The following is a 22,402-nucleotide window of genomic DNA, read 5'->3' as shown; positions in this document are numbered from 1 at the left end:
AGGCGACTGTTCGAGTTCTGTCATGGAGATTGTTGTGGTGATCCTTGCTACGAAGCGGTCTTTTCTGACCAAGGTTGGGACGGTCTACCACTTCCTCTAACATACCTCTAAGATACAAGGTTGGGTTAAGCGATAGCGCAACCCAACAAAAGCTTATAAATGTTGGGTTTCGTTCCTCAACCCAACCTACAGAATTTTATTTTTTGGGCTTAACCGAAAAGTATTGTCTCAAATCCAAGTAACAAGGATAAGTAGACAGCAAAAAAGCAGGGAACACCATCATAATTCATTCTTTCTCCTAACTCCTGACTCGTATTCCTAACTAGGAACTTGGGTTGTTAGTATGTATTAGTAACTTTTATCAATAACCCAATAAAAAATATATAATCTATACTATACTATTTACTCACATATTAGTGAATTTATAGCAAGTTAACAGTTCTACCATAATCTTAATATTTATCTAAAATCGGGATGACAGGATTTGAACCTGCGGCATCCTGCTCCCAAAGCAGGCGCGCTACCAAGCTGCGCTACATCCCGAAAAATTTTCACTGTTGATAGTTTAGCTGCACATAACAAAAATTATGTTTTGCTCAAGCATCTTTCTAACTATATCATACTAAAAACAGATTGCCAACCCCTTACAGGGAAAAAAATCAAATCACTTCCTTAATAAGAGTTTTTCTGTTGACTAAGCCTGAAAAAGTTGATCCTGCTAGATTAAAGCTCATTGCTCAACCAAACAATAATAGCACATCTTAGGTATGATAGCGAATTTATGGCGGCAACCTGTTTTGTTTGCTTGAGGATCATTGAGGATACCAAAACATCCCTTTAATACCCTCTGGGTCAGGCATAAAACCCATAGTCCGGTAAAAATCTACAACATGAGGGTCAGCGAAGAGAGTAACATTGCTAATTTCTTCACTTCTGAGTTTTTTGAGGACATATTTCATCAATGCCTTACCCAGACCTTGACCTTGGAAGTCTGGATGAACTACCACATCCCAAATAGTGGCATTAAAAGCATGATCTGAGGTAGCACGGGCAAAACCAATTAAACGCCTTTTATTTCCTCGTACTTGCCACATAGACGCGACGAGAAAACTATGTTCAATGGCTTTTTTTACTTTTCTCAGAGGACGACGCGACCAACCCACCGCATCACAGAGTTCTTCTAGTTCATACAGGTCGATATCGCGTTCAGTGCTAAAAACGATACTGTCGCTTCCGGCGCTAGAGTTACCTTTATCTCCCCGTCCATACTCATCAAATGCGGTCGTTTTATTTGTCGCTACAGATTCAGAACTACTAAACCAAGTTTTCCAAAAACCCATGCCAACGTGGTTCGGGTAACATGACTGAATTGGTGACTCTGCTTGAGAGTGTTGAATCATTAGTAAAAACACTGTCTCTGTTCTATCTTCAGACACCTAACCTAAAAAATTACGTTGGGTGTTTTCGGGATGGGGACTTTTGACAGCCAGTTACTAAAAGTTTCAAACCAATCATTTTTAACTTTAGCATTTTGTTTTTACAATCACCTAGCTAAAGCACAGGGTATTTTTGGCAAATTCCTGGACTTTCATCTGCTGGATTGTTTTTAGTGGTTGATTTTTTGTGCCACTGAAATCAAGATACTGCATGATCAGGTATTTTGATGTATCCATATCTATAATTTTGATGAATTTGCCGCTGATGCAGACCCAAACAGAATCATTTGCCCAAGATTGACAGCAAAAACGACAATGGAGGCGATCGCCTTAGCCAACTTGTGAACTTAAACCTCAAAAAACAAATAGATGAAAACAATAAATTATGTAGAATTTCCGTCATTAGCTAGTATGATATCAAACTTCTACTTCTATTTTCACCTTTAGGTAAAATCTATGCTCCTATGCTCCAGCGGCCAAAACAGAAAAATATAATAGCCAAGTAGTAAATAACACAGTTTTATAGCAGGAGTCAGGAGTCAAGGGTAAAACCCTATTTTAGTAAGACTTTCATGGTCAATTGATGTCCTAACTACTCTGTCTACAACTACGGCTATAGCTTTATTTTTATCAAAAAAATCGGGTCTAAAACCGCACTTCGTCCCGCTACGCTAACGCCTTTGAAAGCCAAAATTTTTTCCAAAACGGCCTTCTGCCTCCTACCTCCTGCCTCCTATAACTTCCCTCACAGGGGTAGGTTTTTAATATTATCTGTTGAGGCAGGACATGGAAGATAAGGAGGGAAAGTAGACAAGGAAGATTTTATACAAAACAAGGTCTGTTTAGCCTCAGTCTTTGTTATTAAATATACATTATTGTTACGTATTTCCTCCCTTGTCACCTTGTCTGCCTTGTCCTCCAAGTCTTGCCCTCACGACAATGTAAAATACCTACCCTTGTGAGCTATAACTTCCCCCTGCTCCCCTGTTTGTTCCCCACATCTCCAGCCCCATAACTATTTTTCTGCTATATAAAACCTAGACAAAACTAGACTTTACTTTCTACTTCAACGGGAGCATGGGAGCAGTTATCCCTCAGTAGACTTTCACGCCTTAGCCAGACGCGATTGTGTTCCAATTAAGTTTCTGAAAAAGACTACCACCATCATTGCTTGGTTTTCGCGTCGGCAATAGTCTCAATTCAATACTTGATATCACCGTATTATATATCAAGTAGTTGATTTTTTCCTAAAAATATATTGATTTTTGTCAATATAAGTATAGTTTTGTCTATGAAATTGTCAACTTAGGACTTGCTCTCCGTATTTAGTCGCACCCGCTCTTCGGGTTACGATATGGATATGGCAACAATAGAAATCTTCGGCGTTCCCCACGCTTATGAGTTAACGGCTCCCACCTCTTACCCTCATGCTTTAGTGTTTATCCACGGTTGGCTCAACAGTCGTGGATACTGGCAACCTGTGATTTCTCGCCTATCAGTTGATTTTCAGTGCTTGTCTTATGATTTGCGAGGTTTTGGTGAATCTCAGTCTCAGGCAAAATTTGATTTTAATCACAGCCGAAACGCCCAAAAACTGCACAAACTAAAGCTCAATTCCACCACAGATCCTAAATTAGTTAGCTATACTGCTGATTCTCTGTATTCTCCTGCCTCATACTCTCAAGATTTAATAGCTCTGCTGGAAGTTCTCAATCTCAAGAGTGTTTGGCTCATTGGTCATTCTTTGGGAGGTACTATTGCTCTATGGACAGCATCTCAATTACCTGACCGTGTTAAAGGAGTTATTTGTATTAATGCTGGTGGTGGAATTTATCTTAAAGAAGCATTTGAGCAGTTTCGCTCAAAGGGTCAAAAATTTCTCCAAGTTCGGCCACGCTGGCTTTACCAAGTGCCTTGGATTGATTTGCTCTTTACCAGAGCCAGTGTATCACGTCCTTTAGACCGTTTTTGGGCGCGTCAACGAATTATTGATTTTGTTGTTGCCGATCCAGAAGCTGCACTAGGAACGCTTTTAGACTCTACAACAGAGGAAGAAGTGAACCGCTTACCTCAGTTAGTTTCACAAATAAAGCAACCAGTTTATTTTTTAGCTGGTGCGGATGACAAGCTTATGGAACCCAAATATGTACGCCATTTAGCCAGCTTCCATAGGCTGTTCCAATACGTTGGTAATAATTTTATTGAAATTCCTAATTGTGGACATCTGGCAATGTTAGAACAACCAAATGCCGTTGCTGATCATATTCGGTCATTAGTCATTAGTCATTAGGGTTTGCTGAAAAAGTCCCTTCGTTGAGGCAGGGAATAGGGAATAGGGAATAGGGAATAGTTTTAGCTATCTGTTATCCCCAGATTTTCTAATTTATCAGACCCAAAATGCACAGTTTTTAAGGTATACCCTTCAAAAATCTTGCACTTTCTTTCCTCCTGATCAGCCTCAAACCTTTGATTTACGAGTATTTTGGGTTTATTCAGCAACCCCTCATTAGTCATTAGTCATTGGGCATTGGGCATTGGGCATTGGGCATTGGGCATTGGGTATTGGGTATTGGGTATTGGGTTATTCATCTTCCCCTGCCTCCTGCCTTCTAATACAACTGCATGACTTGGGTTAAAGGCAGTCGAGAATGAACGCCCAAGGTGAGAGAAGATGTATGTCCACGGGAAAGATGATCAGCCGCTGCACAGCCGATCATGGCGGCGTTGTCAGTACAGAATTTTAAGGGCGGGAATAGGACTTGGAGATTATTCTCGGCCGCCGCAGCTTGTAAATGCTTTCTGAGTCCACTGTTGGCCGCTACACCTCCACCTACGGCAATTGTATTTAAACCATAGTCACGAGCGCAGGCGATCGCTCTTTTGGTTAAGGCTTTGGCTATTGTTTCTTGAAAACTGGCTGCAATATCCGCTACGGGCAATTGTCCACCATCTTTTTCTAACTGCTGCACTAACCTTAATACAGCCGTTTTTAAACCGCTAAAACTGCCATCATAGGGATGATAACCCCCACCTGGTAGGGAAATTCTTCCTTCTGGTAATACAAAAGCTTGGGGATCACCTGTCTGCGCCAATTTATCAATCACAGGTCCGCCGGGATATCCCAACTTTAATAATCTTGACACTTTATCAAAAGCCTCACCCGCCGCATCATCACGGGTTTCTCCTAGAGTTTCGTAATTACCACAATCTTTAACATAAATCAAGCTTGTATGTCCGCCTGAAACGAGTAAGCTAAGAAATGGGGGGTCTAAATTGGGTTGTGCTAGGTAAGTAGCATAGATATGACCTTCCAGGTGATGAACTCCCAAAAATGGTTTTTCATGCACCATAGCCAGGGTTTTGGCAGCCGTTAACCCTACCAACAATGCTCCTACCAGTCCAGGCGCACAAGTGGCGGCAATCCCGTCAATTTGTCCCCAGTTCATTGCGCTTTCATCGAAAGCTTGGGCTATTGCCTGATTAATTATTTCTAAATGTTGCCTTGAAGCTACTTCTGGAACTACCCCACCATACTGCTGATGGACGGGAATTTGCGAGGCTATGATACTGCTGCACACTTGACGATTCTTGACAATTGCCACAGCAGTTTCATCACAACTTGTTTCGATCGCTAAAACTGTGGTCATGGTGATTAGTGATTGGTGACTGGGGATTGGTGACTGGGGACTGGGGACTGGTGACTGGGGACTGGGGACTAGAAAGAGGCAAGGGGTGCAGGGTACAGGGGAGACTATTTTTCCCAATCACCAATCACCAATCACCAATCACCAATCACCAAACCTTACTTTTGGTTGCGAAGCTTTAACTTTTATTTACTTAAACTTTACTCGATTCCCAGCCAAGAGTATGATGACTTGCTAGTTATCCAAATTAAACATTGTACAAGCCGCTTCGTGTTGTACAAAAAACTTCTTGTTTTGTAATAAAAGGAAACAACTCAATGAGACGATTGTTTGCTTTGATTTTAGCGATTGGTCTTTGGTTCAATTTTGCCCCCTCAGCTAATGCTCTGGGCGCTAACCTTGTTCCCTGTAAAGATTCTCCCGCTTTTCAAGAGCTTGCCCTAAATGCCCGTAATACCACCGCTGACCCTGAATCTGGTAAAAAGCGGTTTGAACGCTATTCTCAGGCTTTATGTGGTCCTGAAGGCTATCCTCACTTGATTGTTGATGGTCGCTTGGATCGGGCTGGAGACTTTTTAATCCCCAGCATTCTCTTCCTGTATATCGCTGGTTGGATCGGCTGGGTTGGCCGCGCTTACTTACAAGCGATCAAAAAGGAATCTGATACTGAGCAAAAAGAAATCCAAATTGATTTGGGTTTAGCACTACCCATCATTGCTACTGGGTTTGCTTGGCCAGCAGCTGCAATCAAAGAATTTCTCTCTGGTGAATTAACCGCTAAGGATTCAGAAATCACTATTTCTCCACGCTAATTCATCTGCTCTCATTCACTTGTTTTTGGAGACTAAATTCATGGCTGACAAAGGCGAACAATCATCCTATTTGATTAAGTTCATTTCTACAGCACCTGTAGCCGCTACCATCTGGCTGACCATTACAGCGGGCATTTTGATCGAATTTAACCGCTTCTTCCCTGACCTACTTTTCCACCCTCTACCATAGGGTAAAACGGGTTGATATCAGTAAACAGTACCCAGTAAATACATCAAATCTGATTGCTGTTTACTGATAACTGAATCAATGCCACCCCTTTTGAATTTTGAAGCTTGAATTTTGAGGCAACATAAAATATGGCACAAGCAGTAAACGCATCCAAAAATCTCTCCAGTGATCCCAGAAATCGGGAAACTGTAAGAGCAGCTGGCGGTAATCCTCAAGATGGAAACTTGGAAACCCCAGTTAATTCTTCTCCCCTGGTTAAGTGGTTTATTGGTAACTTACCCGCTTATCGTCCTGGACTAAATCCTTTTAGACGCGGGCTGGAAGTAGGTATGGCTCATGGTTACTTGCTCTTTGGACCTTTTAATAAGTTAGGTCCTCTGCGGGATGCTGCTAACGCTAACTTAGCTGGTTTATTGGGTAGTATTGGCTTGGTTGTAATTCTTACAGCTTGTTTATCCTTGTATGCTAATAGCAATCCAGCATCAGCACTTCCCAGTGTAACTGTACCTAACCCTCCAATGGATGCTTTTAACTCCAAAGAAAGCTGGAATAACTTCGCTAGTGCTTTCTTAATTGGTGGTATTGGTGGTGCTGTAGTTGCTTTCTTTTTGACTGTCAACTCTGGACTGATCCAAGGTTTAATCGGTTAATTTAATCTGTGGTAATGGGTAATTGGTGATTGGTAATTGTTAATCATTTTTGCCAATTACCTATTACCTATTACTCAAATAAAACAGCTTCAATTTGATTTAAAGCAGTTTCCAAATCATCATTGACAATTTGAATATCAAATTCTGCTGCTGCTTCTATTTCCTCTTGGGCGCGATTTAGACGACGAGCGATCGCCTCTTGAGAATCTTGTCCTCTTCCCCTTATCCGTTTCTCTAGTTCTGAAAATGAAGGCGGTAGTATAAAAATACTCAGTGCGTTAGGGTAGGAATCCCTAATTTGTCTTGCCCCTTCCAATTCAATTTCTAGTATCACTAATTTACCAGACTGAATTTGCTCAAGCACCGCTGCACGGGGAGTTCCGTAATAGTTACCAGCAAATTCCGCCCATTCCAAAAATTCCCCTTGAGCAACTAATTTTTCAAACTGGCTGCGGGTGATAAAGTAATAATTTTGGCCATTAATTTCTCCTGGACGGGGAGAACGAGTCGTGGCAGATACTGAATAATAAAGCTCTGGATGAAGTTGGAGGAGCTTTTGCATCAAAGTTCCTTTGCCAACTCCACTCGGACCAGTTAAAACAATCAGTTTGCCCAAAGACGGACTTTCTGGGGTAGTAGCACCACTAGGTATGGGTAAGACTTGCATTATCCCTTCAACTTCTGAATTCATCAATAAACGTTATTCATTAGTCTTATGCTTTGTTGCGAGAGCAAGCTAAGACTAAAGAATTAGAATTGTAGCACCAGTGACAGAAAACTTGTCTAATTGATATCCTAGCGTCGACATAGCATAAATAGGAGGGGTTGACAGCCCCACCTATAATTAGTTATCAGCAGTCTGATGCTCACGGGAAATGACAAACCGATTTGCTACCGTTTCTGGCTGAATCGCTGATAAAATAACATGACTGGAATCAGTGATAATGACAGCCCTAGTTCGTCTACCATAGGTGGCATCTATCAGTTGCCCTCTATCTCTTGCATCTGTAATAATGCGCTTAATTGGGGCAGATTCTGGACTGACAATGGCAACTACTCGATTAGCGGAAACAATGTTGCCAAAACCGATGTTGATTAATTGAATATCCATAAAAAAAATAGGCGCTCTAGGCGCGAGGAAAAGTTCTTGATAAACATATTCTCATGTTATACATAAAAAATGGGAGTTACAACGATTAAAGTCTTGATATCTTGAGTTTTTAAATCACAACTCCCGGCTTTTAGCTTTTTATCAGCTATAAATGCTAAAAATATTTCTAAGGATATATAGAAAATTATATTCATAAAAGGTAGTCGTCGCTAGATTGCCCACCAATACTGTTCGGTTAACGAAATTTACGTAGGGCTTGCTGAATAAATGTAAAACCCAGATAAATCAAGGGGTTGGGGCTGCTAAAAAAGAAAGTAGGTGCAAGATTTTTGAGGGGGATACTCCCAAAAGCGTGCATTTTGAGTTGAATAAGTCATAAAATCTAGGGATAACAGATAGCCCAAACTCTTGCCTCTTGCCTGGTCTCTTGCCTGCCCCCACAAAAAGACTTTTTCAGCAAACCCTACGTATTGGAGATCCCCCATTATCCCTCACAAGGGTAGGTATTTTACATTGTCGTGAGGGCAAGACTTGGAGGGCAAGGCAGACAAGGTGACAAGGGAGGAAATACGTAACAAGAATGTACACTTGGTAACAAAGACTGAGGCTAAACAGACCTTGTACTGAGCGATTTTGGATTATCCTCTCCTTTAAAGAAGAGGCTTGAAGGCGAAAAACATTTGTATTTTTCTCCATGAATGGAGAGGCTTGAAACCTTGTTTTTAGATTTTAGACTTTGATTTCAATCTAAAATCCAAAATCTAAGCTGTTACACAGCTAAATTGTATAATCCTAATATTCTGAACTCTTGTTTAACAGGCAAGATGCCTGTTCCACTTATACAAATTAAATGCACAACAGCTTAAAATCTAAAATCTAAAATTTTTTCGGTCAATAAATGAAGTTTTGTAACAAATTTGAGTATCTGCGTAAAAACTACAAGCTGTGAAAGAAAACCAAACAGGAGCAGACAAGTAGTTGGCATATTGATTGGAGGAGATGGAAGAATGAGCAAACACAGTCTATTAAATAAAGCTGTATATAGGGTTTGCTGAATAAACCTAAAACCTTGATATATCAAAGGTTAGAGGCTGATAAACACAGAAATTAGTGCAAGGGTTTTGAAGGGTATACCGGAAAAAGTGTGCATTTTTTGGGATTTCAAGAGATGGCAAAGAAATTTTCAAATCTCCTCCTGACTCCTGACTCCTGACTCCTATGCCCTCACGGAAAGACTTTCTCAGCAACCCCTATTTACTGATATTCTGCATTAATAAGCTTTATAGCGTTGGTTTTTCCAGGTTGAAATATTAACTGTATCCGAATTGTGTATCAAACGATGATGAACAACAGATTCTTACAATGTGCAAGTGTAATATGCACTATATTTACCGTTCTTGGGGTGAATAGCTTTGAAAAGCAGCTATCCTTCAGGGAGCAAAAAGCACTGTACTCTAACCTTGTACTAGCACAAACATCCCAGGAACAGATTGCCCGCCAAGTTTATCAAAAATCAAGTCCGGCTGTGGTGACGGTTCAAACAGGTCAAGGTCATGGTAGTGGTTTTATTATCAGTAAAGATGGGTTAATTATCACCAATGCTCATGTCATTAAACCACCACCAAGAAATGAAGAAGAAGTAGAAAAGTATAATCCAAAAGATTTCCCCAGTGTAGTGACTGTTGTTTTTTCTGATGGGAAGAAAGTCGCGGCTGATGTATTGGGTTTTGGTAAAAATGGATTAGATTTGGCAATGCTGAAAATCCATAATCAGAAAAACTTGCGGACACTTGATTTAGCTGCGGCTGGATCTGCGAAAGTAGGCGATCGCATTTTCACTCTTGGTACTCCTCTGGATGCAGATTTCAAAGACACTTTTACCCAAGGAAACATTACTCGTATTGATTCCAGGACTGGAGAAATTCAACATGATGCAGTGATACAAGGAGGTAATTCTGGGGGACCACTTCTTAATAGCAAAGGTCAAGTGATTGGCGTGAATACAGCAGGAATTGTCGGACCAGGAAAATTAAATAGTGGGATGAATTTTGCTATTCCTGTTGCTCAAGTGCAATCTTTTATTACTGCTGCCAGAAAAAAAGATATTTCTTCTGTCTCTACCCTATTTAAGAGATCCACAAAACCTGCTATTGCCAGTATCTCACTTAACGGTCAGATCATTAATGGCAATTTAAATCCAGAGGATGGTATTGCTTCTGAAAATGGTAACTTTATGAATTTATATCAATTTCAGGGTCGAGCCGGTCAACGGGTAGTAATTGAAATGACCAGTCAGAAAATTAATTCACTTTTGAGTTTATTTCAAGTGAGCGAATCTTCTGAAGGTCAAATTTTTTATAGCAAAATAACCGAAAATGATGATAGAGGGGCTGGTGATTTTAATGCTCAAATAGATATGACATTACCAGAAGATGGAGTTTATATAATAGTTGCCACTTCTCAACAACGAGGAGAAACTGGAAATTACAGTTTACAGGTAACAGCTAAACCTTAAATAGTGGGTATATTTTGCTAAAAAAGGATTTTTTAATGAACAGGAGTCAGTTTTTTAACGGTTACAGAAAAAAGCACTATTTGATAATCTAACAATTTATCAAATATGTGATCCATTACCTTAAAATAATGATTTTTTAATTTATCAATCTCAACAACAATATTATGCGACAACAATCATTTTTCATCACTTTAGGACTAGCTGCTGTCACATCTTTAGCAACTATTAGTCTACCTGCCAATTTTAGCCAATCAACTGCTGCCGAATCACAATCAAATCAAGTCACTTTCCTTTGTCAGTCAATGTTTGATGCAGCAAGTGGTGAGAGAATTCCGACTACAGTTGCTTGGATTCCTGAAAGAAAAGGTCATGTGTATTTTATTGGCTGGAAATCTGAATACTTTAATAAAGGTGGCTGGACTCCAGCAGAACGCTGTCAAAAAGTCTCGCAAAAATTCCAAGAGTTTTATGAACAAGGTCGTTTGAATTTTCTGTCTACTGGGAAAATTAAAGGATATTCTGTTATCTGTGGTGTTCTTAATCAAGGAGAAACTTGCAATCCTAGTAATCAACTATTTACCTTAAAAACAGGGAGTGATGCTGAGGACGTAATACAAAAGTTAATGGATATTGCTGAAGGTAAAAGTGGAGGGATAATTTTCCAAAATTCAGGTGAACAGTTGTATGTAAGTGTGAAAGATTTTTTAAAAAAATCCCCCTTAACTAACAATAATTAGAGGTTATTTTCCGAAAACCGGGGTAGGCACGGGGGCGCTACCCCTACATCAAACACACATAGAAATCCTAAATAGGGGTTGCTGAGAAAGTCTTTCCGTGAGGGCATAGGAGTCAGGAGTCAGGAGTCAGGAGTCAGGAGGAGATTTGAAAATTTCTTTGCCATCTCTTGAAATCCCCAAAAATGCACACTTTTTCCGGTATACCCTTCAAAACCCTTGCACTAATTTCTGTGTTTATCAGCCTCTAACCTTTGATATATCAAGGTTTTAGGTTTATTCAGCAAACCCTAAATACGTACATTTTACATAATTTACAAATCACCCATCATGAACATGAATACCAAAACAGTCAGCATTTTCTCTTTAGCATTTTTATTAGTTTCCACTTTGAGTATTGAAACTTCATCTAATTCTATCTCCCTAGCAGCAATTGATAATATCAGTTGTCAAATCAAAGCCGATAATGGTGACACTGGAGCATATTCCCAAAAACAACTACAAATCATCGCCAAGAGAATTACAGTCAGAGTAATAGGTGATAATAACAGCGGTTCAGGAACACTCCTATCTAAACGAGGAAATACTTATCTAGTTTTAACTAATTCTCATGTAATTAGAGGAGTTAACAAAATTTCTTTAACAACAGCAGATGGTAAAACCTATAATGCACAAACAGTTCCTAACACTAACTTTAATAAATTTGACCTAGCATTATTACAATTTCAAAGCAATGAAAATTACTGTTTACAAGAAGTAGCTAATTCCGTACCTAATACTGAAATGGAAGTAATGGCGGCGGGATATTCTGCTACCAAAGGACAAATAGTATTTCGCACTGGTAGAGTAGAAAAAATAGCCGATAAACCACTAAAAGAAGGCTATCAAATTGGTTATAGTAGTGATATTGACCAAGGAATGAGTGGCGGTGCAATCATTAACTCTGTGGGACAAATCATAGGGATAAATGGTAGAAGTGCATACCCAATATTAAATACAGGTTATGTTTATCCTGATGGTTCACGTCCTAGCAATGCAGAAATCCAGGAAATGCGAAAACTCAGTTGGGGAATACCAACTTCCACCTTATTAGCACAAGTAAAACCAGAAATTCTCACCGCCTATTCCTTACCTGTACCAAATATTTCCCAACCAGTACCAGACGTACCAGCATTAACAGGATGGTTAGGAGAAATAGAACAAAAAGCCAAACAAATAACCGTGAGAATTGATAGTAGTGATGAATCTAATGGTTCAGGGGTAATTATCGCTAAAGAAGGAGATACTTATACTGTTTTAACTGCGGCTCATATTTTCTGTGAAAGTGAAAATGAAACTCAATCCTGTGGACTTTTTAATTATTCAATTCTTGCTCCAGATGGTAAACAATATCCTATAGAAAAAGGCAGTATTAAACTAGAATCAGGAGTAGATTTAGCAGTAGTTAAATTTAGAAGTCCAGCAACATATCAAATTGCCACCTTAGCAAATCACAACCCAAAAGATTATGAATATATATTAACAGCAGGATATCCCAAATTAGGGCAAACATCACCTTGGCGGTTGACAATGGGGCAGATTTTTAGTAAAGAACAAGGATTATTTGAAACTAACCAATCAGATTTTAGAAACAATAGTTCTGGGAACTCAGGAAATGTCAGTGCAAGTGTTAGTCAAAGTGCAGTTTCCTTAACCGGAGGATATGAATTAGTTTATAGAAGTATCACCTTTGGGGGCATGAGTGGGGGACCAGTATTAGATACCCAAGGAAGAGTAATAGGTATTCATGGACGTGCTGAGGGAGAAACAGCTATTGATGAAAAAACTGGTGATAGAGGTAGTAGTGGTGGAAAAGTACAAATAGGTAATAGTTTAGGTATTCCTATCAGTACCTTTTTAGCAATAGCAAACAAACTAGATACCCAAGGACAAAAAGTAGAAACTACCCCAGCAGCAAAATTAAATCAACAACAAGTTAACTCTATACAAGCAGCAATATTATCAGTAGATGTTTCCAAAGGAAATACTACCGCCAGTCAATGGATAGAAAGAGGAAATCAACTGTGGCGTTTACGTCGTTTGCCAGAAGCTATAGAGGCTTTTGATAGAGCGATTCAGCTAAAACCAGCCTTTATTCACTTAGCTTATTATGGCAAGGGTTTGGCTTTAAGTAGTAAGAAAAAATATCAAGAAGCGGTAGCTCCATTGCAACAAGCAGTGAAAAGTCAACCTGATTTTGTTGCTGCTTGGAGTCAGCTAAGTAAAGTTTATATATACTTACAGCAACCAAAGGAAGCCTTACCAGCAATCAATAAAGCCATTGAACTTCAACCAAATAATCCTAATTGGTATAATGAGAAATCGGGTGTATTATCTGCTTTAAAAAGGTATGCAGAAGCAGAGGTAGCGATCAATGAAGCGATTAAACTCAGCCCCCGTTCGGGATTTTACACCAATCGCGGTAATCTTTACGTTCAGCAGAAAAAATGGGAATTAGCACTGGCAGATTATAACCAAGCTATCAATATTAATCCTGATTTTGCTCTGGCTTACTACAATCGCGGTAATCTTTACAGTGACCAGAAAAAATGGGAATTAGCACTAGCAGATTATAATCAAGCTATCAAAATTAATCCTGATGATGCTGATGCCTACAACAATCGCGGTGTTCTTTACAGTGACCAGAAAAAATGGGAATTAGCACTAGCAGATTATAACCAAGCTATCAAAATTAATCCTGATGATGCTGGTGCTTACAACAATCGCGGTGCTCTTTACAGTGACCAGAAAAAATGGGAATTAGCACTAGCAGATTATAATCAAGCTATCAAAATTAATCCTGATTTAGCTCTGGCTTACTACAATCGCGGACTTCTTTACAGTGACCAGAAAAAATGGGAATTAGCACTGGCAGATTATACCCAAGCTATCAATATTAATCCTGATTTAGCTGCTGCTTACAACAATCGCGGACTTCTTTACAGTGACCAGAAAAAATGGGAATTAGCACTGGCAGATTATAATCAAGCTATCAAAATTAATCCTGATTATGCTCTGGCTTACTACAATCGCGGTCTTGTTTACGATAATCAGAAAAAATGGGAATTAGCACTGGCAGATTATACCCAAGCTATCAAAATTAATCCTGATTATGCTCAGGCTTACAACAATCGCGGTAATCTTTACCATAATCAGAAAAAATGGGAATTAGCACTGGCAGATTATAATCAAGCTATCAAAATTAATCCTGATTATGCCGAGGCTTACTACAATCGCGGTAATCTTTACTATGAGCAGAAAAAATGGGAATTAGCACTGGCAGATTTTAATCAAGCTATCAAAATTAATCCTGATTATGCTAAGGCTTACAACAATCGCGGTGGTCTTTACAAAAACCAGAAAAAATGGGAATTAGCACTGGCAGATTATAATCAAGCTATCAAAATTAATCCTGATGATGCTCAGGCTTACTACAATCGCGGTCTTGTTTACGATAATCAGAAAAAATGGGAATTAGCACTGGCAGATTATAACCAAGCTATCAATATTAATCCTGATTTAGCTGCTGCTTACAACAATCGCGGACTTCTTTACAGTGACCAGAAAAAATGGGAATTAGCACTGGCAGATTATAACCAAGCTATCAAAATTAATCCTGATTTAGCTCTGGCTTACTACAATCGCGGACTTCTTTACAGTGACCAGAAAAAATGGGAATTAGCACTGGCAGATTATAATCAAGCCATCAAAATTAATCCTGATTATGCTCAGGCTTACAACAATCGCGGTGTTCTTTACAAAAACCAGAAAAAATGGGAATTAGCACTGGCAGATTATACCCAAGCTATCAATATTAATCCTGATTATGCTGATGCCTACAAAAATCGCGGTGTTCTTTACTATAATCAGAAAAAATGGGAATTAGCACTGGCAGATTTTAACCAAGCTATCAAAATTAATCCTGATTATGCTCAGGCTTACATGGGTCGCGGTTTAGTTTATTATCAACTTGGTGACAAACAAAAGGCAATTGAAAATTTCCAACAAGCAGCACAATTATTACAGGCTCAAGGAAATGTTGCTCTTTATCAACAAATTATGGATTTATTAAAAGGTTTGTAGAAAGTTTCTTTGCTGATAACATTTTATTTGTCTGAATCAGGATATCCAGGATTTAAGGATTTACAGGATATTATTTGTAGTTTTTTCATGTTGTATTTTATGATTTTGAGGAGGTTATTTGTCACCCAACTCAGTCCATCAGAATTATCCCTCGAACCGATTCGAGCAGATGCGTTAATTCTGTTACAGTCAGATGAAATTGTTCTGCATATAGAATTCCAAACTGAACCAAAAGCCCAAATTCCCTTTAGAATGGCGGATTATCGGTTAAGGGTGTATCGCAAATTTCCCAATAAACGGATGCGTCAGGTTGTGATTTATCTACAACCAACCACATCCGAATTAGTCCAGCAAACAGCCTTTGTTTTAGAAAATACCCGTCATGAATTTGGCGTTATTCGTCTTTGGGAACAACCCAGCGACATATTTTTAAATACTCCTGGTTTGTTACCGTTTGCAACTCTCAGTCAAACTGAGGATAAAACGCTAATATTACAACAGGTTGCAGAAGCTATTGAGCAAATAAACGATACCCGAATCCAAAGTAATGTTGCTGCTTCAACGGCGATATTAGCTGGGTTAGTATTAAACAAGAAACTGATTAAAAGATTATTGCGGAGTGATGCTATGCGCGAGTCTGTAATTTATCAGGATATCCAACAGGAAAAAGCTTTAGCAATTGTGACACGACAACTCCGTCATCAAGTCGGAACTGTTCCACCTGCACAATTATTGAAACTTGAAGCTATGGAATCAGAACAGTTAGAAGATTTAGCTGAGGCTTTACTTGATTTTTCTAGTTTAAGTGATTTAGAAGCTTGGTTAGCACAACATCAAGTTTAGCAATATTGGTCAGGGTTTAGCAATACTAAACCCCTACATCTTCAATAAGAAATTACCTCAAACATCCCATCAACAACACAAACAAATACATCCTGTAAATCCTTAAATCCTGGACATCCTGATTCAGACAAGAAAATCAACTTTTGTAACAATCTCCACCATTTGCGTAAAATATTGCCAAGCAAGCCGAAATTGTCATAGAGGTGTTGTGCAGGGAGAAGAGTGGTAAGATTATGAACAAATTAGTTATCCTCAAACTAGATGGTAATTTCCATGAAGGCTTTCGCGTTCGTTTAGAAATTGGTGAAGATGATGCGCTTCCCGATATTGAACTAAGTGACAATACATTAACATTACCTCCTCTTCCCACCCTACCTAATATTTATCAAGATTGGTCTAATAGTTATCGCAGTCTGGATGGATACCGCATTAAACCTAAAAAAGACCAAATTACTAATGTCAAATATCAATCTCTGAAAACAGAATGTCACACTCATACAAACATTCTCAAACAGCAATTTATTACTTGGTTACAAGCAGAGTCATTTCGCCAGATAAAAGAATTATGTTTAACACAATTAAATGCTACTGATGAAGTGCGAATAATTATTCGTACTCATGAAACTCAACTGCGAAAATTACCTTGGCATTTATGGGATTTATTTAATTATTATCCTCATGCAGAAGTGGCTTTTAGTTCCCTTTCTTCCCAACGGTTTAAAAAAAGTACCCGTTCCCATATCCGCATTTTAATTATTCTGGGTAATAGTGAAGGAATTAATGTTGCTGAAGATGAAAAATTACTGCAACAATATTGTCAAGCAGCGGAAATCATTGTTTTAGTTGAACCTTCACCTTCAGAACTGAATAAATATCTTTGGGATGATACCGGTTGGGATCTGATTTTCTTTTCTGGCCATAGTCGTACAGAGTCAACAAAAGGCAGAATATTTCTCAACCGCACCGATAGTTTAACAATGGATAAGTTGCGGTATGCACTACAAACCGCCGTCAGCAAAGGGTTACAATTAGCTTTTTTTAACTCCTGTGATGGTTTAGGAATTGCTACTGAATTAGAAAGTTTGCATATTCCCCAAATAATTGTGATGCGTGAACCTGTACCAGATCAGGTGGCTCATCAATTTTTAAAAGACTTTATTCAACAGTTTACCAGTAGAAAATCTTTCTATCAATCTGTGAATATTGCCCGCAAAAAATTACAAGGTTTAGAAACAGAATATCCTTGTGCTAGTTGGTTGCCTGTAATTGTCCAAAATTTGTTAGCAACGCCTCCGACTTGGCAGAGTATGGGGGCTGTAGCTAGTTGTCCTTACAGGGGTTTGGCGGCTTTTCAAGAACAAGATACAGTCTATTTTTATGGGCGAGAAAGTGTTACCCAACAATTAGTTACAGCAGTGAAAACAAAGCATTTGGTAGCAGTGGTTGGGGCTTCGGGAAGTGGTAAATCTTCGGTGGTATTTGCCGGGTTAATTCCCCAATTAAAACGTGATAAAAGTCAACATTGGCAAATTGTGTCTTTTCGTCCGGGGAATAATCCGTTAGAATCATTAGCGATCGCACTTCATCGAGAGTTAGGCACTAAAAAAGATATTTCTCCTAATTCCAGATTGCAAGAATTAGAAATAGAAGTACAGTTAAAACAAAGTCATAGCACTTTATCTAATTTCCTAGAATCGCTGATTAGTATTTCACCCAAATCACATATTATCTTAATTGCTGACCAATTTGAAGAACTTTATACTCTTTGTCAGGATACCGGAGAACGGAAAATATTTTTAGATAATCTTTTAAATGCAGTTAATAGTATTCCTGGTTGTACCTTAGTGTTAACCCTAAGAGCAGACTTTTTTGGTGAAGCTTTATCTTACCGTCCTTTGAGTAATGCCTTGCAAGATGCTCAGGTGAATTTAGGTCCCATGAATGCCTTAGAATTAGAAAGTGCCATTTCACAACCTGCTCTTAGTCTCAATGTACAATTAGAACCAGGATTAACTCAACGTCTCATTGATGTGGTGCTTAATTCTCCTAGCCATTTACCCTTACTAGAATTTACTTTAACTCAGTTGTGGCAACGGCAACAGCAAGGATGGCTAACTCATCAAGCATACACGGAAATTGGCACTATCGAAACTGCACTGGCGAATCATGCTGAGTCAATTTATGCCCAATTAAGTGCAGCCGATAAACAAAAAGTACAACAAATATTTATTCAATTAGTGCAGCCAGGAGAATATAACACAGATATCCGGCGTTTAGCTACTCGTGGGGAAGTGGGGGCAGAAAACTGGAATTTAGTTACACAATTAGCAAATGCCAGATTAGTAGTTACAGACATTAATAAACTGACAAAAATTGAAACCGTAGAAATTATTCATGAGGCATTAATTCGTAATTGGCGCAGATTAAAACAATGGATGCAAACAGATGGAGATTTTCGCCGATGGCAAGAACAGTTAAGAACAATAATGCGACAATGGGAAAATCATCAACAAGATACAGGAGGATTATTGCGGGGTAAATCTTTAATTGATGCCCAGGAATGGTTAAGACAACGGGAAAATCAAATTAGTGCCAATGAGCAAAATTTTATTATTCAAAGTTTAGAACTACAAAAGAAAGAAAGTCAAGCTCAGAATGCGGCTAAAAACCGAATTATTATTGCTTTAAGTGGTGGGTTATTAGGAGTATTACTATTAGCTGGTGTAGCTTTATGGCAAAGGCAAAAATCCCAAATTAATGAATTAAAAGCCTTGAATTTATCTGCACAAGTATTGTTAAAATCTGGGAATGAAGTTGAAGCTTTTATCCCCACACTGAAAGTTATCAAAAATTTACAGCAGTTAAATTTCTTAAACTTCTTAAATTCTCAAACTCAGTTAAGTTTGTCTGCGGCTACTTTAGAAAATATCAACCAAATTCGAGAATACAATCGTTTACAAGGACATAAAGGTGAGATTTCCACTGTTAAATTTAGCCCAGATGGTCAGCTTTTAGCTTCAGGTAGTGAAGATAATACCATCAAAATTTGGCGACGATATGGGAAGTTACAGCAAACTTTATCAGGTCATAAAGATAGAGTTTTTAGTGTTATTTTTAGTCCAGATTATCAATTTTTGATTGCTGCTAGTTTTGATAACACTATTAGTTTTTGGCGTTATGATCCTAACACAAAATTATTTACAAATCAACCTAATTTTAGGTTAATAGAACAAGATAGATTATTGGCAATATCTCTCAGTCCCGATAGTCAAATTTTAGCAACTGCTAACAGTAAAGGAAAAATAAAACTGTGGACATTAAATGGACAACTGATGAAAACAATTAACGCTCACAAACAAAAAATATGGGGTATAAATTTCAGTCCAGATGGAAAAACTATTGCTACTGCAAGTGCTGATAAAACCGTTAAACTTTGGCATCTTGAAGGTCAGGAATTAAAAAAATTACCAGTAAAAATATTATCAGGTCATACTGATGAAGTTTTTACAGTCAAATTTAGTCCCGATGGTAATACTTTAGCCTCTGCTAGTAAAGATAAAACTGTGAAACTTTGGGATGTAAATGGAAAATTACTGCATACTTTTACAGGTCATAATAATGAAGTTTTAGATGTGAATTTTAGTCCAGATAGTAAAACTCTAGTTTCTGCTAGTGCTGATGATACAATTAAAGTCTGGATGATTCCTAATGATTTGACTAAAGATTTTGAAGCTAATTCCCAATTTCCAATTTACACCTTTTTAGGACATGGAGGTAAAGCATCAGAAGCCAGTTTTACTCCTGATGGCAAAACCATAGTTTCTGCTAGTGCTGACGGCACAATTAAACTTTGGCATTTGCAAGGTATTTTACCGAGTTTTTCTGGTAATAGTGTGAGTTTCAGTCCTGATAAAAATACTATTGCAGTAAGTAATAAACAGGGAATTATCAGCTTACGACAGCGTGATGGCAGTTTGCTAAAAAGTTTTTATGCCCATGAGGGAGAAATTATCAAAATATTGTTTCATCCCACAGGAAAAAATATTATCACTATGGGCGTTGATAATCAAATCAAAGTTTGGAATCTTGATGGTAAACTTATCAATAGTTGGCAGGGACATTCACAGGATAATAGTATATTGAAGAGTATATTTAAGCCAATTCAAGATATCAGTTTGAGTCCAGATGGTAACAAAATTGCAACTATTAGCAGGGTTGATAAACAAGTTAAAATTTGGGACTTACAAGGAAATTTATTAACAAGTTGGCAGATAAATGATAAATTACCTACAAATATTAACTTTAGTAGAGATGGTCAGACTTTAGCTACTGCTGGAGATAAAACAGTAAAACTGTGGAATTTAGCAGGAAAATTACTGCAAACTCTTTCTGGACATGAGGATAATATTACATCTGTAATTTTTAGTCCTAATGGAAAAATGATTGCGACTGCAAGTGCTGACAAAACAGTGAAACTTTGGGATAGCAAGAGTGGTAAATTATTACATACTTTACAACATCATCAAAGTGTTTATAGTGTAGATTTTAGTCCTGATAGTAAAATTCTGATTTCAGCCAGTGGGGATAAAATCAGTTTTTGGAATTTGCAGGGAGAATTAATTTATAGTCTGCAAGGAAGTAAAAATGATCTTTTAGAAGTTAATTTTAGTGCAGATGGAAAGATGATAAATTCTGTGGATATTAGTAATCATATCACTTTGTGGGATTTGGATATTCATGGTTTAAAAAAACGTAGTTGTGAATGGTTGCATGAATATTTACAAGAAAATGTTAGTTTAGTTAAAGATGAGGGTAAATTATGCGAAAATAATCATTAAGTTTTTCAGAATCAGGATTTCCAGGATTTAAGGATGAACAGGATTAAAATAGGATTTTATTACCAATTACCAATCACCAACCACCAATTACCAATCCCCTTATGTCTACCTTAAAATTACCCTTTACCTGTCTAAGTTTAACAATCACTTCCCTAATGATTATTGGAGGGAATTTTTATCAAGTTGCAGCTTCTCAAACTCAAGCAATACAAATATCAAACAACTGGCTTTTAGAAGGTAAAATCAAGGTAAATCAACAAGATTATCAAGGGGCAATATTAGATTTTACACAAGCTATTAATCATAATCAGCAAAATGCAGAAGCATATTATCAACGGGGTTTAATTTATGCTAGATATGCCCAAGGAAAGCCTTTAAATCCTGATGGAACTGTACCGGGTTGTAGGAAAAAGGATGATTATATAATTATTTGTCCAGTAGAAGTAAAAGATAAAATTCAAGAGTATAAACAGAAAGCTATTGCAGATTTTACTCAAGCAATTACAATCAATCCCCAATATGCAGTAGCTTATCATCAGCGCGGATTAATACAAGAAGAGAACGAACAGAAAATAGCAGATTTCCAAATAGCAAACACGCTTTATTTACAAAAAAGTTTAGCTTCTTTAAAAGCAAAGAAATTTCCAGAAGTAACACAGTTGTTAAAGATTATTGATAAGTTACAGGCTGAAATAAACTCTTTGAATAGAATAGTGGATTTACGAGATCCAGAACTACAATATCCTGTAAATTCTTCAACTGTTTCTCCTGATTCCATTGAAGAATTAAATAATCAAGCCTATGCAGCTTTGAATAAAGGAGATGTGCAGACAGCAATCCAGAAGTTCAAAACATTAGCTATTAAACTGCAAGAAAACAAGGAATATAAAAGATATCAGCAAATACAGCTAATTATTATAGAACTTGAGAAAATTCGTAGTTAGGGTTTGCTGAAAAAGTTATCTGTGAGGAGCTAGGAGTATGGCTAACGCCACGCTTACTTCGACAGGCTCAGTACAAGTCGCTATCAAGGAGTTTTTTTGATTTGGAAATTGTGCAAACACCTGTCCTGAGCCTGTCCTGAGCCTGTCCTGAGCCTGTCCTGAGCGGTGTCGAAGGGCGGTGTCGAAGGGCGGTGTCGAAGGGCGGTGTCGAACGGCTAACAAAGTGCAAGCTTTTTGAGGCTCACAGTACCTCAAACCTTGCACAATTTTAATTTTCACCATCCTTACAGCTATTTTCAGGTAAATAAACCACATTTTGATTTAGGTTTCGCGTCAACAATGTAGGGGCGTTCGCGAAGCGTGCTGGAAGCATCAGCATTGGGATGATAGTCTTAGGTAAAAACCGATAATTAATTGTCCGAATGCTTCGCCCTTACTGTGGTCTAAAGACATGAAAACTGCTGTAAATAAGCTGATAAACATTTAATTTGCATAATTATTACAGGCAGGATGCCTGTTCCACAAGAGTTTTAGTTGTCAGGAATATGCAAGTTAAATGTCCA

The 22,402-nt window shown here is 38.1% G+C and carries 16 protein-coding genes and 1 tRNA gene; 10 read left to right on the top strand and 7 right to left on the bottom strand.

Annotation, left to right across the window (positions count from 1 at the left end; translation table 11 throughout):
* Window positions 1-469: 469 nt before the first annotated feature.
* Together H6F45_RS22215 and H6F45_RS22210 are read right to left on the bottom strand one after the other, a co-directional pair.
* Window positions 470-543 (bottom strand) — tRNA-Pro (locus H6F45_RS22215).
* A gap of 269 nt (window positions 544-812) precedes the next feature.
* Window positions 813-1,340: a GNAT family N-acetyltransferase gene (locus H6F45_RS22210; RefSeq protein ID WP_096565864.1), complete on the bottom strand. Its 528-nt coding sequence runs from the start codon at window positions 1,338-1,340 to the stop codon at window positions 813-815.
* A gap of 1,456 nt (window positions 1,341-2,796) precedes the next feature.
* Between H6F45_RS22210 and H6F45_RS22205 the strand changes: the two genes are divergently transcribed.
* Window positions 2,797-3,726, top strand: a complete 930-nt coding sequence (locus tag H6F45_RS22205) for an alpha/beta hydrolase (RefSeq protein WP_137669475.1) — start codon at window positions 2,797-2,799, stop codon at window positions 3,724-3,726.
* 319 nt (window positions 3,727-4,045) lie between these two features.
* Here H6F45_RS22205 and tsaD read toward each other — a convergent pair whose 3' ends face one another.
* On the bottom strand, window positions 4,046-5,083 hold the full coding sequence (tsaD, locus tag H6F45_RS22200; protein WP_137669474.1) for a tRNA (adenosine(37)-N6)-threonylcarbamoyltransferase complex transferase subunit TsaD: 1,038 nt from the start codon (window positions 5,081-5,083) through the stop codon (window positions 4,046-4,048).
* The gene (locus H6F45_RS22195) at window positions 5,049-5,207 is read right to left on the bottom strand and encodes a hypothetical protein (protein WP_190348398.1); all 159 of its coding nucleotides are present in this window, start codon (window positions 5,205-5,207) and stop codon (window positions 5,049-5,051) included. The genes tsaD and H6F45_RS22195 overlap by 35 nt, the downstream gene beginning before the upstream one ends.
* 190 nt (window positions 5,208-5,397) lie before the next feature.
* On the opposite strand from H6F45_RS22195, the gene H6F45_RS22190 reads away from it, so the two are divergent.
* From H6F45_RS22190 to H6F45_RS22180, 3 genes are all read left to right on the top strand, one after another.
* Window positions 5,398-5,892, top strand: a complete 495-nt coding sequence (locus tag H6F45_RS22190; RefSeq protein WP_096565858.1) for a Photosystem I reaction center subunit III — start codon at window positions 5,398-5,400, stop codon at window positions 5,890-5,892.
* A gap of 40 nt (window positions 5,893-5,932) precedes the next feature.
* Window positions 5,933-6,082 (top strand): photosystem I reaction center subunit IX, encoded by a 150-nt coding sequence (gene psaJ, locus H6F45_RS22185; RefSeq protein WP_096565856.1) that lies wholly within the window; start codon window positions 5,933-5,935, stop codon window positions 6,080-6,082.
* Window positions 6,083-6,210: 128 nt separating this feature from the next.
* Entirely contained in the window at window positions 6,211-6,732 is a 522-nt protein-coding gene (locus H6F45_RS22180; RefSeq protein WP_137669457.1) for a photosystem I reaction center protein subunit XI, read from the top strand.
* A 70-nt stretch (window positions 6,733-6,802) separates the two neighbouring features.
* Here the strand turns inward: H6F45_RS22180 and gmk are convergent, their stop codons facing one another.
* The 3 genes from gmk to H6F45_RS22160 all read right to left on the bottom strand — a co-directional run bounded on the left by gmk (window position 6,803) and on the right by H6F45_RS22160 (window position 9,090).
* Complete coding sequence (gene gmk, locus H6F45_RS22175) at window positions 6,803-7,399, bottom strand: guanylate kinase (protein ID WP_190348401.1); 597 nt, start codon at window positions 7,397-7,399, stop codon at window positions 6,803-6,805.
* Window positions 7,400-7,576: 177 nt separating this feature from the next.
* On the bottom strand, window positions 7,577-7,843 hold the full coding sequence (locus tag H6F45_RS22170) for a DUF370 domain-containing protein (protein ID WP_096565850.1): 267 nt from the start codon (window positions 7,841-7,843) through the stop codon (window positions 7,577-7,579).
* A 1,061-nt stretch (window positions 7,844-8,904) separates the two neighbouring features.
* Window positions 8,905-9,090 (bottom strand): hypothetical protein, encoded by a 186-nt coding sequence (locus H6F45_RS22160; RefSeq protein ID WP_190346188.1) that lies wholly within the window; start codon window positions 9,088-9,090, stop codon window positions 8,905-8,907.
* Between the two features lie 92 nt (window positions 9,091-9,182).
* Between H6F45_RS22160 and H6F45_RS22155 the strand changes: the two genes are divergently transcribed.
* From H6F45_RS22155 to H6F45_RS22130, 6 genes are all read left to right on the top strand, one after another.
* Window positions 9,183-10,358, top strand: coding sequence for a trypsin-like peptidase domain-containing protein (locus tag H6F45_RS22155; protein ID WP_190348397.1), 1,176 nt, complete (start codon window positions 9,183-9,185; stop codon window positions 10,356-10,358).
* A 164-nt stretch (window positions 10,359-10,522) separates the two neighbouring features.
* Window positions 10,523-11,095, top strand: coding sequence for a COP23 domain-containing protein (locus H6F45_RS22150; protein WP_096565846.1), 573 nt, complete (start codon window positions 10,523-10,525; stop codon window positions 11,093-11,095).
* 333 nt (window positions 11,096-11,428) lie between these two features.
* Window positions 11,429-15,214, top strand: coding sequence for a serine protease (locus tag H6F45_RS22145; protein WP_190348396.1), 3,786 nt, complete (start codon window positions 11,429-11,431; stop codon window positions 15,212-15,214).
* Between the two features lie 87 nt (window positions 15,215-15,301).
* Window positions 15,302-16,057 (top strand): DUF4351 domain-containing protein, encoded by a 756-nt coding sequence (locus H6F45_RS22140; RefSeq protein WP_190348399.1) that lies wholly within the window; start codon window positions 15,302-15,304, stop codon window positions 16,055-16,057.
* 233 nt (window positions 16,058-16,290) lie between these two features.
* On the top strand, window positions 16,291-20,895 hold the full coding sequence (locus H6F45_RS22135; RefSeq protein WP_190348395.1) for a CHAT domain-containing protein: 4,605 nt from the start codon (window positions 16,291-16,293) through the stop codon (window positions 20,893-20,895).
* Between the two features lie 101 nt (window positions 20,896-20,996).
* Complete coding sequence (locus H6F45_RS22130; protein ID WP_190348394.1) at window positions 20,997-21,839, top strand: tetratricopeptide repeat protein; 843 nt, start codon at window positions 20,997-20,999, stop codon at window positions 21,837-21,839.
* The last annotated feature ends 563 nt before the right edge of the window (window positions 21,840-22,402 follow it).

The sequence above is a fragment of the Sphaerospermopsis sp. FACHB-1194 genome (genome assembly GCF_014696235.1).
Classification (GTDB): Bacteria; Cyanobacteriota; Cyanobacteriia; order Cyanobacteriales; family Nostocaceae; genus Sphaerospermopsis; species Sphaerospermopsis kisseleviana.
This window is presented reverse-complemented; position numbering and strand designations above follow the sequence as displayed.